This window comes from Pantoea sp. Ap-967, assembly GCF_011752565.1.
GTDB lineage: Bacteria > Pseudomonadota > Gammaproteobacteria > Pseudomonadales > Pseudomonadaceae > Aquipseudomonas.
In genome coordinates this window covers 1-13,810 of sequence record NZ_VWXK01000021.1, presented here as the reverse complement: position 1 = coordinate 13,810, position 13,810 = coordinate 1, and the positions used below count along the sequence as shown (strand labels likewise).

The following is a 13,810-nucleotide window of genomic DNA, read 5'->3' as shown; positions in this document are numbered from 1 at the left end:
CATGTCGATTGCCAAAATTGCTTCTGCCTCCGAAACCAAGGGTTTCGACCTCAAACGCAGTGTGCTCGAAACCCTCGTCGCCGGCCTGCTGGCGCTGATCGTCTTCGGCCCCATCGTCGGCGTGGTGCTCGACGGCTACACCTTCAATGCCGAGCCGCGCCGGGTGGCGTGGCTGGTTGGCGGGGTGATGCTCGGGCGCTTCCTGCTCAGCCTCTACGTGCAAACCCCTGCTGGCCGGCGCATGCTCGAAGGCTTCGACAGCGGTGGGTCGGGCGTACACGTCAATTCACCAGACTACAAGTCGCGGTTGCGTTACATCATCCCGGCGCTGGTGGTGATCGCCATCATCTTCCCGGTGTTCGCCAACAAGTACCTGCTGACCGTGGTCATCCTCGGCCTGATCTACGTGCTGCTGGGCCTGGGCCTGAACATCGTGGTGGGCCTGGCCGGGCTGCTCGACCTCGGCTACGTGGCGTTCTATGCCATCGGCGCCTACGGCCTGGCGCTGGGCTACCAGTACCTGGGGCTGGGTTTCTGGACCGTGCTGCCGCTGGCGGCCATCGCCGCAGCGCTGGCGGGGTGCATACTGGGCTTTCCGGTGTTGCGCATGCACGGTGACTACCTGGCGATCGTGACCCTGGGCTTTGGTGAAATCATTCGCCTGGTGCTGAACAACTGGCTGTCGTTCACCGGCGGGCCGAACGGCATGCCGGCGCCGTCGCCGACGTTCTTCGGCCTGGAGTTCGGCCGCCGGGCCAAGGATGGCGGGGTGCCGATCCACGAGTTCCTGGGCATCGACTACAACGCCAACCTCAAGTTCGTGTTCATCTACGCGGTGTTGTTCCTGGTCGTGCTGGCGGTGCTGTACATCAAGCACCGGCTGACCCGCATGCCAGTTGGCCGCGCCTGGGAAGCGCTGCGCGAAGACGAGATCGCCTGCCGTTCGATGGGCCTGAACCATGTGCTGGTCAAACTCTCGGCGTTCACCCTGGGCGCCTCCACCGCCGGCCTTGCCGGGGTGTTCTTCGCCACCTACCAGGGCTTCGTCAACCCGTCGTCGTTCACCTTCTTCGAGTCGGCGCTGATCCTCGCCATCGTCGTGTTGGGCGGCATGGGCTCGACGGTGGGCGTGGTGATCGCGGCCTTCGTGCTGACCGTGGCCCCGGAGCTGCTGCGCAGCTTCTCGGAGTACCGCGTGCTGCTGTTCGGCGTGCTGATGGTGCTGATGATGATCTGGCGCCCGCGTGGCCTGATCCGCATCAGCCGCACCGGTGTAACCCCGCGTAAAGGAGTGGCGCCATGAGCGATGAAATCATTCTCTCGGTCGACAACCTGATGATGCAGTTCGGCGGCATCAAGGCGCTCAGCGACGTCAGCCTGAAGGTCAAGCGCAACCAGATCTTCGCCCTGATCGGCCCCAACGGCGCCGGCAAAACCACGGTGTTCAACTGCCTCACCGGCTTCTACAAGGCCAGCGGTGGGCGCATCGAGCTGAACGTGCGGGGCAGCCACACCAACGTCATCCAGCTGCTGGGCGAGCGCTTCCAGGCGGCCGATTTCGTGTCGCCGGCGCGCTTTGCCAGCCGCCTGTACTACAAGATGTTCGGCGGCACGCACCTGGTCAACCGCGCAGGTTTGGCGCGTACCTTCCAGAACATTCGCCTGTTCAAGGAAATGTCGGTGGTGGAAAACCTGCTGGTGGCCCAGCACATGTGGGTCAACCGCAACCTGCTGGCCGGGGTGCTCAATACCAAGGCCTTCCGCAAGGCTGAGAGCGATGCCCTGGACCACGCCTTCTATTGGCTGGAGGTGGTCGACCTGGTGGACTGCGCCAACCGCCTGGCCGGCGAGCTTTCCTATGGCCAGCAGCGGCGCCTGGAAATTGCCCGGGCCATGTGCACGCGGCCGAAGATCATCTGCCTGGACGAGCCTGCCGCCGGCCTCAACCCGCAGGAAACCGAAGCCCTGAGCCGCATGATCCGCGTGCTGCGCGACGAGCACGACATCACCGTGGTGCTGATCGAACACGACATGGGCATGGTCATGAGCATTTCCGACCATATCGTGGTGCTCGACCACGGCAACGTCATCGCCGAAGGCGCACCGCAGGACATCCGCCACAACCCGACGGTGATCGCCGCCTACCTGGGTGCCGACGAAGAGGAGCTGGTATGAGTGCACCCATTCTGGAACTGAAGGACCTGGACGTGTTCTACGGGCCGATCCAGGCGCTGAAAAAGGTTTCGATGCACATCAACGAGGGCGAGACGGTGAGCCTGATCGGCGCCAACGGGGCCGGCAAGTCGACCCTGCTGATGTCGATCTTCGGCCAGCCGCGCGCGGCGTCGGGGCATATCGTGTACCGCGGCACCGACATCACCCGCAAGTCGTCCCACTACATCGCCTCCAACGGTATCGCCCAGTCGCCGGAGGGGCGCCGGGTGTTCCCGGACATGACGGTGGAGGAGAACCTGATGATGGGCACCATCCCCATCGGCGACAAGTATGCCGGCGAGGACATGCAGCGCATGTTCGAGCTGTTTCCTCGGCTCAAGGAGCGGCGCAACCAGCGGGCCATGACCATGTCCGGTGGCGAGCAGCAGATGCTGGCCATCGCCCGGGCGCTGATGAGCCGGCCGAAGTTGCTGCTGCTCGACGAACCGTCGCTGGGGCTGGCGCCGATCGTGGTGAAGCAGATCTTCGCCACCCTGCGGGAACTGGCCAAGACCGGGATGACCATCTTCCTGGTGGAGCAGAACGCCAACCATGCCTTGAAGCTGTCGGACCGGGCCTATGTGATGGTCAACGGGCAGATTCGCATGAGCGGCACGGGGCAGGAACTGCTGGTCAATGAAGAGGTGCGCAGCGCCTACCTTGGCGGGCACTGAGCCGCCTTCGGGGGCCGCAAAGCGGCCCCCGGTCCAATGTGGACAACTTGTCGCATATCTTTCTCGACCCACTCGACGATCCCTTCGCAAGCCCTTGTTTCCACAGGTTGAATCTTTTCCACGATTAATGTGGAACCGCCTGTGGAAAACATGGTGGCACCTCGCTCAAACCCGCTAATTCAAAGGCCTGCAAGGCGCTGTTCATATTTTGATCAGTTGCCCCTTGTGGATGATTTTCATAGGATTTTCTGCACAGCTGGGGCGTGCCGTCTGGCACTTTGCAAGCTGTGGATAACTCTGTGAAAAAGCCTTGGACAGACCGCTGCAGGCGGCATCCTTGAAAGCGTTGCGCCATCACCTGAAGATATCCACCGACTGTATTTCGCTGAAAGGGTTCCGCGTGGCGGGCAAGTTGCCCCCAATCCGTGGGGAAAGCCCTGTGGATAACGTGCGCATAGCTGGCGTTGAGCCCTCTACAGCAAGGGTTTGCGGCATATGAACAAAAAATGAACAGCTGCCCGAATGGCTTGCTGCCAAGGCCTGGGGCGGGCATGCTGCAAAGCTGCCGAATACAATCCACCGTGAGGAAACAGAGCATGACGTCCACCGTATTCATCACTGGCGCAACTTCCGGTTTCGGTGAGGCCACTGCCCGCCGCTTTGCCGACGCCGGCTGGAAGCTGGTGCTCACTGGTCGCCGCAAGGAACGCCTGGACGCCCTGTGCGCCGAACTGTCGGCCAAGACCGAGGTGCACGGCCTGGTGCTCGATGTGCGTGACCGCAAGGCCATGGAGCAAGCCATCGCCACCCTGCCGGCCGGCTTCGACAAGCTGCGCGGCCTGGTCAACAACGCGGGCCTGGCCCTGGGGGTGGACGCGGCGCAGAACTGCAGCCTGGACGACTGGGAAACCATGGTCGACACCAACATCAAGGGCCTGATGTTCACCACCCGCTTGCTGCTGCCACGCCTGATCGCCCACGGCCGTGGTGCGTCGATCCTCAACGTGGGCTCCGTGGCGGGCAATTACCCGTACCCGGGCAGCAACGTCTATGGCGGCACCAAGGCCTTTGTTGGCCAGTTCTCGCTGAGCCTGCGCTGCGACCTGCGCGGCACTGGCGTGCGGGTGAGCAACATCGAGCCGGGGCTGTGTGAAAGCGAATTCTCGCTGGTGCGCCACGGCGGTGACCAGGCCAAGTATGACGCCACCTATGCGGGCGCCGAGCCGATCCAGCCGCAGGACATTGCCGAGACCATTTTCTGGATTCTCAACCAGCCGGCGCACATCAACATCAACAGCCTTGAGCTGATGCCGGTGCGCCAGGATTTTGCGGGATTGTCGATCGACCGTTCGAACAACGGCTGATTGCTGTAATTGGGGCCGCTTTGCGGCCCATCGCGAGCTTTGCTCGCTCCTACAGGGACAGCACTGACCTTGTAGGAGCGAGCAAAGCTCGCGAAGGCGTCAGCCCAGGCGCTGCAACCCTTCCAGGCAGGTCGCCAGGTGATAAGGCGTAGTCGATGGCATGTCATGCCGGCTCACCGCCCCCTCACCATCCCGGCACTCATGCCAGCCGCCCTCGTGCAGGAACTGCTGCTCCATCGCCTTCAACTGGGTGTGCAGCCTTTGTTCATGCCCCGGGCGCAACACCAACGCCCGCAGGTACTCCGCCTGCGCCCACACCCGCTGGGTAGCATCGAGCACCGTGCCATCCACATCGAGCATCGCCAACACTGCGCCGTTCCTTACCCCGCACTGCTCGGCATAGCCGAACGCCCGGTCGATGGACCCATGCAGCGCCGTACCGCGCAGCAGTGGCGACGTCTCCAGCAAGTAGAACCACTCGAACTGGTGCCCCGGTTCGAACCAGTTATCCACAGCTCCGCGCGGTTTTTCCAGCATCAGCCCGTGCAGCGGCTCGATGAAGTGTGCTTGCAGGGCTGTGCACAGTTGCAGCAACGACTGCTGCACGTGCTCGTCCTCGCGCACCGCCAGCACTTGCAGGAAGGCCTCGGCCAGGTGCATCTGCGGGTTCTGCAGCGGGCCGCTGCCAAGGTCGGCCCAGTCTTCGCCCAGGCTGGCTTCATACAGGCCATCATCCCGGGCGAACTGCTCGTCGATCACTTCCAGGGCGGCGTTCAGCGTGGCTTCCACCAGGCCTTCGCCGACCTTGCCCAGGTAATGGGCGCAGGCGAAAACGATGAAGGCGTGGGTGTAGAGGTCCTTGCGCCGGTCCAGCGGCTGGCCGTTGGCGTCGATGCTGTAGAACCAGCCGCCGTGCTCGGCGTCGTGGAAGTGCTTCTGCAGCGAGCGGAACAGCGCCGCCGCCCGCTCGGCAGCGCCCGGTTGCTCGATGCGGCTGCTGAACAGGTAGAGCTGGCGGGCGCAGGCCATGGCCCGGTAGCGCTGCACCGGCAGTGGGCGGTGCTGGGCGTCCAGGGCTTCGTAGGGCAGCGCCATTTCGGCGTTCCAGCCCGGGCCTTGCCACAGCGGCACGATACGGTCGGCGAAGTGCTGGTTGAAACGGGCCAGTTCCGGCGGGGTAGGGCGGGGGTTGGGCATGTGGGCGCTCGTCGCATTCGGGCAGGGCGCCATGGTAGCAGAACTGGGGTTCTCGGTTGCCTGTGCCGGCCTCTTCGCGGGGCAAGCCCGCTCCTACACACGCGAAGGGGCCGGCACAGGCGAGCGATCAGCCCCGGTTACCCAACCCCTGCCAATGCCGCGCCCCCACGAAAATGAAGCGCAACTGCTGGGTGATCTTTTCCTGCGCGCTCAGCGCCTGTGGATAACCTGCCTCCGGACTGTCGATCAGCTCTGGCAGGGTGGCGAACACGGTCTTCACCACCAGGTCGGCCATTACCGCCAGCGCCGCGCTGTCCAGGTGTTGCCAACGCTTCATGCGGGCAAGGTCGGTGGCCAGGTCGTCGCTGATGTCCTGGCGCAGGCGGGCAATGGCCTGGCGCACGGGCAGGGAGCCGCCGTACTGCTCGCGGGCCAGGAACAGGAACTGGGCACGGTGGGCAGCCACCACGTCGAGAAAGATGCGCACCGACGCATCGGTGATGCCGCCCAGTTCGAACTCGTTGTGCCGCACCAGGCGGATGGTCTGGCGGAAGGTGGTGTCCACCTCGGCCACCAGAGCCAGGCCCAGGGCGTCCATGTCGGTGAAATGGCGGTAGAAACCGGTGGGCACGATGCCGGCGGCCTTGGCCACTTCGCGCAGGCTGATGCTGCCAAAGCCACGGCCGCTCTGCATGAGCAGGCAGGCAGCGTCCAGCAGGGCCTGGCGGGTCTGTAGCTTCTGTTCGGCGCGCGGCAGCATGGGGCGGGATTCTGTGACGATGAGGCTGGGCACTCTAGATAAAAAAACGAAGCCCGGTCAATGGACCGGGCTTGGAGGGGAGCAGGCGTTGTGTTTTAGGTTGTTCTTTTCGGCCATGGCGATCAGCTCACATGGCTGATTTCGACCAGGCGATCAGAACCACCTTCAGCCACGCGGCCACTGCGTTCGATCAGGCGATCCGAGCCACCTTCGGCAACGCGGCCAGTACGCTCGATCAGGCGATCCGAGCCACCCTCGGCAACGCGGCCAGTACGCTCGATCAGGCGATCGGAGCCACCTTCGGCGACACGGCCACTGCGTTCGATCAAGCGGTCCGAGCCACCTTCGGCAACGGTTTTCAGCGGCTGGGCGACTTCAGCTGCGCTGGAGCGCAATTCGGCGGTCAGGTGCTGGTCGGCTGCCGGCAGGGCAAAGGCATTGGCGGCAAGTATGGACAGGGTCAGGGTCAGCAGGGTGCGTTTCATGGTTCGGTGCTCCTCTGGGGGGCTGGAAAGTGGGTACGAAGCCAATGCTACGCGCGGCGCCGCCAGAGAGAAGTTCATCCGGGTAATGGTAACAATCGACGGTATTGATAGCGTTTGCCGATGGCTCTAGCACAGTGGTCATGGGCTGCTTGATGGCTTTTTGCCGCCAGTGCGGCAGAGGGGCAGTACGGCTGCGGCCAAGGGAAAAGCTGGGAAAAGCGCCAGGAAAACTTCGCTATCATGGGCCTTGTCGATAAAACCCTGCGGGTTTTCATCAGTCCCAGATACTAAGTGCCATCGCTACGCCCGTTTTGTGCCATGTCGTCAGGAGAATCACGCAATGACGCGCCCCGCCAGAATCCTTGTCTGGACCTTAGCCACCCTGTTGACCCTGCTGGCGATCCTGGTCGTGGTCATCGCCACCTTCGACTGGAACCGCGTCAAGCCGCTGCTCAACGAGAAGGTTTCCGAGGCCTTGCACCGGCCGTTCGCGATCAACGGCAACCTCGCCGTGCACTGGCGCACCGAGCCTGAGGAGGGCGGCTGGCGTGCCTGGGTGCCCTGGCCGCACTTCATCGCCGAAGACCTGACCCTGGGCAACCCCGACTGGCTCAAGGAGCCGCAGATGGTCGGCCTTGAGCGCGTGGAGTTTCGCCTGGCGCCGCTGCCGCTGCTGCTGCAGCAGATCAGCATTCCGCGCATCGACCTGACCCGGCCTACCGCCAGCCTCACCCGCCTGGCCGATGGCCGCGCCAACTGGACCTTCGACTTCGGCCCCAAGGACGAGAACGCAGAGCCGTCCAAGTGGCAGCTGGACATCGGCGCCATCGGCTTCGACCAGGGCAATGTCAGCTTCGATGACCAAACCTTGAAAACCAGCATGAAGGTGCAGGTCGACCCGCTGGGCAAGCCGATTCCGTTCAGCGACATCGTCGGCAAGGCCAGTGCCGAGAAGGCCGGTGGTGCCCAGGACTACGCCTTTGGCTTCAAGGCCGACGGTCGCTACAAGGGTCAGCCGGTGTCCGGCACCGGCAAGATCGGCGGCCTGTTGGCGCTGCAGGATGCCAAGCAGCCGTTCCCGTTGCAGGCCGACGTGCGCATTGCCGATACCCATGTGGTGCTGGCCGGCACCCTGACCGACCCGCGCAACCTCGGCGCCCTCGACCTGCGCCTGCGCCTGTCCGGGGCGAGCCTGGGCAACCTCTACCCGCTCACCGGCGTGACCTTGCCCGATACCCCAGCCTACGCCACCGACGGGCGCCTCAGCGCCAACCTGCATGCCGCCCAGGGCGCGACCTTCAATTACCAGGGCTTCAACGGCAAGATCGGCAACAGTGACATCCACGGCGACCTGGGCTTCGTCGCCAGCCAGCCACGGCCCAAGCTCAGCGGCAACCTGGTGTCCAACCAGCTGCTGTTCAAGGACCTGGCCCCCTTGATTGGCGCCGACTCCAACGCCGAGCAGAAGGCCCGCGGAGGCGCCAGCAAGCAACCGGCGAACAAGGTGCTGCCGGTGGAAGAGTTCCGCACCGAGCGCTGGCGCGCCATGGATGCCGACGTCACCTTCGCCGGCAAGCGGATCGTGCACAGCGAGCAGCTGCCGTTCAACGACCTTTCCGCCCACGTGATTCTCGACGATGGCTTGCTGCGCCTGGAACCGCTGCGCTTTGGCGTGGCCGGTGGCAACCTGGCCTCCAACATTCGCCTCGATGGCCGCAACGTGCCGTTGCAGGGGCGTGCTCAATTGACCGCACGCGGCTTCAAGCTCAAGCAGCTGTTCCCAAGCTTCGCGCCGATGCAAACCAGCTTTGGCGAGCTCAACGGTGATGCCGACATCAGCGGCCGCGGCAACTCGGTGGCGGCGCTGCTGGGCACGGCCAATGGCAACTTGCGCATGTTGATCAACGACGGCGCGATCAGCCGCAGCCTGATGGAGATCGCCGGGCTCAACGTGGGCAACTACGTGGTCGGCAAGCTGTTCGGTGATGAGGACGTGAAGATCAACTGCGCGGCTGCGGACGTGGGTGTCAAGGATGGCCTGGCGACTACCCGGTTGTTCATTTTCGATACCGAGAACGCGATCATCTACATCAACGGCACGGCCAACTTTGCCAGCGAACAGCTGGACCTGAAGATCACCCCGGAATCCAAGGGCCTGAGGTTGTTCTCGTTGCGCTCGCCACTGTACGTGCGGGGCGCGTTCGCCAAGCCCAGCGCCGGTGTACAGGCGCTGCCGCTGGCGTTGCGTGGCGCGGGGATGCTGGCGCTGGGCGTGGTGGCGGGGCCGGCGGCCGGGTTGCTGGCGCTGGTGGCGCCTAGCAGTGGCGACCAGCCTAATGAATGCACGCCGTTGTTGCAGCAGATGAAAGCCGGCAAGGCGCCGGCTGCGGTGAAAAGTCGGAAATAACGGCGGGGCCGCTTTGCGGCCCATCGCGAGCTTTGCTCGCTCCTACGGGGGGATGTGGCGTGGCGTGGTAGGAGCGAGCGCAGCTCGCGAAGCGATTACAGCCCCTGAAGCAGATCGGACATGTCGTCCGCGTGCTCTTCTTCCTGGGCCAGGATGTCTTCGAAAATGCGCCGTGTGGTCGGGTCTTTGTCGCCGATGTACTGAATGATCTCGCGGTAGCTGTCGATGGCGATGCGCTCGGCAACCAAATCCTCAAGCACCATTTCCTTCAGCGAATTGCCCGCCACGTACTGGGCATGGGAGTTCTTGGTCAGGTTGTCGGGGTTGAAGTCCGGTTCACCGCCCAACTGCACGATGCGTTCAGCCAACTTGTCGGCATGCTCGGCTTCCTGGTTGGCATGCTCCAGGAACTCGCTGGCCGCCACGCTGGCCTTGATACCGCTGGCCATGAAGTAATGGCGCTTGTAGCGCAGCACGCAGACAAGCTCCGTGGCCAGCGACTCGTTCAAAAGGCGCAGGATCTGCTCGCGGTCGGCGTGGTAGCCCTCGGTGACTGCACCTTGTTCCACGTGCTGGCGGGCGCGCTTGCGCAGGGTTTGCACATCGGTCAGTTCAACATTGCTCATGATGCTCTCCAAACAGGTTCAGGACGGTTAGCGGGGTGATCGGGAGGCTTACATGCCGTGGGCGGCCTTGCTGTCCTCTTCGCGTTGCTTGCAGGTTTTGAAACCCTTGGCGTCGACGTGGCCGGTGGCGTCGAAACGCACGTAGTAAGGCTGCTGGTGGCCGTCGCGGTTGAGGATGTAGTCGTTGCAGGTACCCCCGTGCGGCAGGTCGATGGCGTTGGACGGGCTGCCGCCGATGGCGATGACCTTCTGCATGGTCATGCCATTTTCCACCTGCTTGACCAGCGGCTCGTCACGGTAGGTGACGTGGTCCACCGGGTTCTCCGGGTGGCTGCTGCAGGCGGCCAGGGCGGCGCTTGCCAGAAGAATTGCCAGGGTCTGCTTGTACATGGTCCCGCTCCTTGCACAGGGGTTGTTCTGGTTTGGAACAACGCAGCGGCTCGGGAGTTCGATTGCGATGGTCATCGAAGCGGCGCTAGGGTTGGCCCATCGCCCATGGAAAAGGAGCTCAAGCGATGCAGCAGGAATTGGCCACGCGATACCCGTTGGTGCTGGTGCCGGGCATGCTTGGTTTCGTGCGGGTGCTGCTCTACCCGTACTGGTTCGGCATTGTCAGGGCCTTGCGCCGGGGCGGCGCGCAGGTGTTCCCGGTACAGGTTTCGCCGCTGCACGCCAGTGAAGTGCGTGGCGAGCAGTTGCTGGCGATCATCGAGGACATTTGCCAGCGCACCGGGGCGCCGAAGGTCAACCTCATTGGCCACAGCCAGGGTGCATTGACTGCGCGCTACGCGGCGGCCAAGCGGCCAGACCGGGTGGCCTCGGTCACCTCGGTGGCGGGGCCCAACCATGGCTCGGAGCTGGCCGACCACCTTGAACGCACCGCCCCTGGCGGTTCACCCCAGGGGCGCATCCTCAAGGCGCTGCTGCATGGCCTGGCGCTAGTGCTGGTGTGGCTGGAAACCGGCTGGCGCCGCGACCCCTTGCCCATCGACGTGCACGCCTCGCACCAGTCCTTGACCAGCGCTGGGGTGGCACGCTTCAACCTGGCTTATCCACAGGGGTTGCCCGACACCTGGGGCGGCGAAGGGGCCTACGAAGTGAATGGCGTGCGCTATTACTCCTGGTCCGGCACCCTGCAGCCAGGCCTCACCGACCAAGGGCGCAACCGCTTCGACGGCAGTAGCCGTTTCTGCCGCCTGTTCGCGCGCAGCTTCGTGCGGGAGAAGGGCCAGTGCGACGGCATGGTCGGGCGCTTCAGCTCGCACCTGGGCCAGGTGATTGGCGATGATTTTCCGCTCGACCACCTGGATATCGTCAACCAGTCGCTCGGCGCCGTGGGCAAGGGCGCCGAACCGGTGCGGCTGTTCACCGAGCACGCCGCACGGTTGCGGGCCGCCGGGCTCTAGCGGCGTACCGGGGTGGTCCAGCGCTCGGCCAGCACCACCCCCGCCAGGGTCAGCAGGCCGCCGACCAGGTGGTAGCTGGCCAGTTGCTCATCCAGCACGGCGGCGGCGATCAGCGCGGTCACCACCGGCAACAGGTTGAAGAACAGCGTGGTGCGGCTGGGCCCCAGGCGGTGTACCGCTTGCATCCATACCAGCGGGGCGGCCATCGAGGCCAGGACGCAGGCATACAGCACCAGGCCTGCGTTATGGGGGTTAAGCCCGGTTTTGGCCGACAGCAGGAACAACGGCAGCAACACAATGATGGCCACCAGTACTTGCAGGTACAGCAGCTGCAGCGGCGGCAGGCGCAGTTGCCATTTCTTCAGCAGGAAGCTGTACAGCGCGTAGGCCAGGGTGGCCACCAGCATCAGCAGGTCGCCACGGTTCAGGCCTTGTTCCAGCAGCACGGCGGGCTGGCCTGCGGAAACCACCTCCAGCACCCCGACGAACGACACCACGGCACCGGCCAGGGCGCCATAGCTCAGGCGCTGGCCCAGCCAGGCGATGGACAAAGCCAGCGACATGAGGGGCATCAGCGAGAGGATGATGCCCATGTTGGTGGCGCTGGTGATGCTGGCGGCGAAATAGGCCAGGCTCTGGTACACGGCCATGCCGAGGATGCCAAGCACGGCCACCTTGCCCAGGTGCGGGCGGATGGCCGCACGGTTGCGCCACACCCCTGGCAGCAGGAACGGGGTGAACAGCAGGCCGGCCAGCAGCCAGCGGTAGAAACCGATCTCGGCGGGGTGGATGGCCCCGGCGGAGAGCTTGGTGACCACGGTATTGCCGGCCCAGATGAGGATGGCGGTGAGGGGGAACAGGTAGTTCATTGGGGGAGCTCGGGTGGAAGTCGGATTGGGGCTGCTGCGCAGCCCTTCGCGGGGCAAGCCCGCTCCTACGGGTTCACCGATACTTCAGGCTAGCGGTAATCCTGTAGGAGCGGGCTTGCCCCGCGAAGGCCTTGATGGCACCTATTATCGGCGGTCTGTCGCCATCCCCCAAGCCATCGTCTATCGCTCAGCTTACCCGGCGCCAGGCCCGGGTGGGTTTGTAAGAATTCTTGTCTACACTCAGCCTGACCCCCGTGCACAGGGCGCGGAGAAAGGAGACCACTCCATGAAAATGCTGCAAATGCCCCTGCTGGTGTTGGCTGTATTGTTCAGCGCGCAAGGATTCGCCGCCACCGCTCAGCAGGAAAAAATGAAAACCTGCAACGCCGACGCCACCGCCAAAACCCTCAAGGGCGATGAGCGCAAGGCCTTCATGAGCACCTGCCTGAAGAAAGCCGAGCCGGCCAAGGCCGCCACCCAGCAGGACAAGATGAAAACCTGCAACGCCGACGCCACCACCAAGGCGCTCAAGGGCGACGCGCGCAAGGCCTACATGAGCGACTGCCTGAAGAAGAAGTGACCTGCGCCTATGCCTGTGTCCTGAAGGCTGGCAGACTGCGGGTCTTCCCGCTGTCTGCCGTCGAGGCTGTATGACTTTCACCCCCCGTCAGATCACCCTGGCCAGCCTGGTCATCGTCATGGCCGGCCTGCTCCTGGCCCTTCCGTTGAAACTGCTGCCAAGCCTGCTGGCCGGTTTGCTGGTGTTCGAGCTGGTGAACATGCTCACCCCACGCCTGCAGCCGTTGATTGCCGGGCAGCGTGCGCGCTGGTTGGCGGTGGCGCTGTTGGGTGTGCTGGTGGTCAGTGTATTGACCCTGCTGATTGCCGGTGCCTTCAGCTTCCTGCTGCACGAAGCCGAAAACCCCGGCGCGTCGCTGGACAAGTTCATGGTGCTGGTAGAGCGCGCCCGCAGCCAGTTGCCGCCGTTCATCGAAAGCTACCTGCCGGCCAGTGCGGCGGAGTTCAAGGTGGCCATCGGCGACTGGATCAAGAGCCACCTGAGCGACCTGCAACTGGTGGGCAAGGGTATGGCGCACATGTTCGTGACGCTGTTGATCGGCATGATCCTCGGCGCGATCATCGCCCTGCAGCGCATTCCCGATGTGTCTCGCCGCAAGCCATTGGCCGCCGCGCTGTTCGAGCGCCTGAACCTGCTGGTGCAAGCCTTTCGCAACATCGTCTTCGCACAGATCAAGATCTCGCTGCTCAACACCGCCTTCACCGGGATTTTCCTGGCGGTGGTGATGCCGCTGTTCGGCGTGCACCTGCCGCTGACCAAGACGCTGATCGTGCTGACCTTCCTGCTTGGGCTGCTGCCGGTTATCGGCAACCTGATGTCCAACACCTTGATCACCATTGTCGGCATGTCGCTGTCGATCTGGGTGGCAGCCGCGGCGCTGGGCTACCTGATCGTGATTCACAAGGTGGAATACTTCCTCAACGCCAAGATCGTCGGCGGGCAGATCAGTGCCAAGGCGTGGGAGCTGTTGCTGGCGATGCTGGTGTTCGAGGCGGCGTTCGGGTTGCCGGGGGTGGTGGCGGGGCCGGTGTACTACGCCTACCTCAAGAGTGAGCTGCGGCGGGCTGAGCTGGTTTAGTTTCCGGGGCCGGCCCTTTCGCGGGTGTACGACCGGAGACATCGTTTACATCGTAAACCGGGGACATGGTTTACACATTTGAGGCTTGGACGCGGTTTTCACCCCGTCCAAGCCTCCCCAGGAGATGGTCACACAGGAACACATCCCAAA

The 13,810-nt window shown here is 64.0% G+C and carries 14 protein-coding genes; 8 read left to right on the top strand and 6 right to left on the bottom strand.

From position 1 onward, the window contains the following. Position 1: 1 nt before the first annotated feature. From livM to F3J45_RS20380, 4 genes are all read left to right on the top strand, one after another. The gene (livM, locus tag F3J45_RS20395; RefSeq protein ID WP_167066947.1) at positions 2–1,303 is read left to right on the top strand and encodes a high-affinity branched-chain amino acid ABC transporter permease LivM; all 1,302 of its coding nucleotides are present in this window, start codon (positions 2–4) and stop codon (positions 1,301–1,303) included. After that, positions 1,300–2,175 carry an ATP-binding cassette domain-containing protein gene (locus F3J45_RS20390; RefSeq protein ID WP_167066944.1) on the top strand — a complete coding sequence of 292 codons (876 nt, stop codon included), beginning with the start codon at positions 1,300–1,302 and terminating at the stop codon, positions 2,173–2,175. Before livM ends, F3J45_RS20390 begins: the two co-directional genes overlap by 4 nt. Beyond that, entirely contained in the window at positions 2,172–2,888 is a 717-nt protein-coding gene (locus F3J45_RS20385; protein ID WP_167066941.1) for an ABC transporter ATP-binding protein, read from the top strand. The genes F3J45_RS20390 and F3J45_RS20385 overlap by 4 nt, the downstream gene beginning before the upstream one ends. 596 nt (positions 2,889–3,484) lie before the next feature. After that, positions 3,485–4,252 (top strand): SDR family oxidoreductase, encoded by a 768-nt coding sequence (locus F3J45_RS20380; RefSeq protein ID WP_167066938.1) that lies wholly within the window; start codon positions 3,485–3,487, stop codon positions 4,250–4,252. Positions 4,253–4,351: 99 nt separating this feature from the next. Here F3J45_RS20380 and F3J45_RS20375 read toward each other — a convergent pair whose 3' ends face one another. From F3J45_RS20375 to F3J45_RS20365, 3 genes are all read right to left on the bottom strand, one after another. Beyond that, positions 4,352–5,449, bottom strand: coding sequence for an AGE family epimerase/isomerase (locus tag F3J45_RS20375; protein WP_167066935.1), 1,098 nt, complete (start codon positions 5,447–5,449; stop codon positions 4,352–4,354). Between the two features lie 127 nt (positions 5,450–5,576). Then, positions 5,577–6,209, bottom strand: coding sequence for a TetR family transcriptional regulator (locus tag F3J45_RS20370; protein ID WP_167066932.1), 633 nt, complete (start codon positions 6,207–6,209; stop codon positions 5,577–5,579). A 122-nt stretch (positions 6,210–6,331) separates the two neighbouring features. Beyond that, positions 6,332–6,694, bottom strand: coding sequence for a hypothetical protein (locus tag F3J45_RS20365; RefSeq protein ID WP_167066929.1), 363 nt, complete (start codon positions 6,692–6,694; stop codon positions 6,332–6,334). Between the two features lie 340 nt (positions 6,695–7,034). Between F3J45_RS20365 and F3J45_RS20360 the strand changes: the two genes are divergently transcribed. Continuing rightward, positions 7,035–9,101: an AsmA family protein gene (locus F3J45_RS20360; RefSeq protein WP_167066926.1), complete on the top strand. Its 2,067-nt coding sequence runs from the start codon at positions 7,035–7,037 to the stop codon at positions 9,099–9,101. A gap of 95 nt (positions 9,102–9,196) precedes the next feature. Here F3J45_RS20360 and F3J45_RS20355 read toward each other — a convergent pair whose 3' ends face one another. Both F3J45_RS20355 and osmE read right to left on the bottom strand, forming a co-directional pair. After that, on the bottom strand, positions 9,197–9,727 hold the full coding sequence (locus tag F3J45_RS20355; protein ID WP_167066923.1) for a bacterioferritin: 531 nt from the start codon (positions 9,725–9,727) through the stop codon (positions 9,197–9,199). Positions 9,728–9,775: 48 nt separating this feature from the next. Beyond that, positions 9,776–10,117, bottom strand: a complete 342-nt coding sequence (osmE, locus tag F3J45_RS20350) for an osmotically-inducible lipoprotein OsmE (protein WP_167066920.1) — start codon at positions 10,115–10,117, stop codon at positions 9,776–9,778. A 125-nt stretch (positions 10,118–10,242) separates the two neighbouring features. On the opposite strand from osmE, the gene F3J45_RS20345 reads away from it, so the two are divergent. Next, positions 10,243–11,133, top strand: a complete 891-nt coding sequence (locus F3J45_RS20345; RefSeq protein WP_167066917.1) for a triacylglycerol lipase — start codon at positions 10,243–10,245, stop codon at positions 11,131–11,133. Here the strand turns inward: F3J45_RS20345 and F3J45_RS20340 are convergent. Then, positions 11,130–12,002: a DMT family transporter gene (locus tag F3J45_RS20340; RefSeq protein WP_167066914.1), complete on the bottom strand. Its 873-nt coding sequence runs from the start codon at positions 12,000–12,002 to the stop codon at positions 11,130–11,132. The two genes, F3J45_RS20345 and F3J45_RS20340, sit on opposite strands and share 4 nt — an antisense overlap. 286 nt (positions 12,003–12,288) lie before the next feature. Between F3J45_RS20340 and F3J45_RS20335 the strand changes: the two genes are divergently transcribed. Continuing rightward, the gene (locus F3J45_RS20335) at positions 12,289–12,582 is read left to right on the top strand and encodes a PsiF family protein (protein WP_167066911.1); all 294 of its coding nucleotides are present in this window, start codon (positions 12,289–12,291) and stop codon (positions 12,580–12,582) included. Between the two features lie 70 nt (positions 12,583–12,652). Then, complete coding sequence (locus F3J45_RS20330; protein WP_167066908.1) at positions 12,653–13,660, top strand: AI-2E family transporter; 1,008 nt, start codon at positions 12,653–12,655, stop codon at positions 13,658–13,660. Positions 13,661–13,810 lie beyond the last annotated feature (150 nt).

Excerpts from the sequence above, each read along its gene's own strand:
- livM (WP_167066947.1), top strand. The coding sequence starts at position 2 with ATGTCGATTGCCAAAATTGCTTCTGCCTCCGAAACCAAGGGTTTCGAC.
- F3J45_RS20390 (WP_167066944.1), top strand. The coding sequence starts at position 1,300 with ATGAGCGATGAAATCATTCTCTCGGTCGACAACCTGATGATGCAGTTC.
- F3J45_RS20385 (WP_167066941.1), top strand. The coding sequence starts at position 2,172 with ATGAGTGCACCCATTCTGGAACTGAAGGACCTGGACGTGTTCTACGGG.
- F3J45_RS20380 (WP_167066938.1), top strand. The coding sequence starts at position 3,485 with ATGACGTCCACCGTATTCATCACTGGCGCAACTTCCGGTTTCGGTGAG.
- F3J45_RS20375 (WP_167066935.1), bottom strand. The coding sequence starts at position 5,449 with ATGCCCAACCCCCGCCCTACCCCGCCGGAACTGGCCCGTTTCAACCAG.
- F3J45_RS20370 (WP_167066932.1), bottom strand. The coding sequence starts at position 6,209 with ATGCTGCCGCGCGCCGAACAGAAGCTACAGACCCGCCAGGCCCTGCTG.
- F3J45_RS20365 (WP_167066929.1), bottom strand. The coding sequence starts at position 6,694 with ATGAAACGCACCCTGCTGACCCTGACCCTGTCCATACTTGCCGCCAAT.
- F3J45_RS20360 (WP_167066926.1), top strand. The coding sequence starts at position 7,035 with ATGACGCGCCCCGCCAGAATCCTTGTCTGGACCTTAGCCACCCTGTTG.
- F3J45_RS20355 (WP_167066923.1), bottom strand. The coding sequence starts at position 9,727 with ATGAGCAATGTTGAACTGACCGATGTGCAAACCCTGCGCAAGCGCGCC.
- osmE (WP_167066920.1), bottom strand. The coding sequence starts at position 10,117 with ATGTACAAGCAGACCCTGGCAATTCTTCTGGCAAGCGCCGCCCTGGCC.
- F3J45_RS20345 (WP_167066917.1), top strand. The coding sequence starts at position 10,243 with ATGCAGCAGGAATTGGCCACGCGATACCCGTTGGTGCTGGTGCCGGGC.
- F3J45_RS20340 (WP_167066914.1), bottom strand. The coding sequence starts at position 12,002 with ATGAACTACCTGTTCCCCCTCACCGCCATCCTCATCTGGGCCGGCAAT.
- F3J45_RS20335 (WP_167066911.1), top strand. The coding sequence starts at position 12,289 with ATGAAAATGCTGCAAATGCCCCTGCTGGTGTTGGCTGTATTGTTCAGC.
- F3J45_RS20330 (WP_167066908.1), top strand. The coding sequence starts at position 12,653 with ATGACTTTCACCCCCCGTCAGATCACCCTGGCCAGCCTGGTCATCGTC.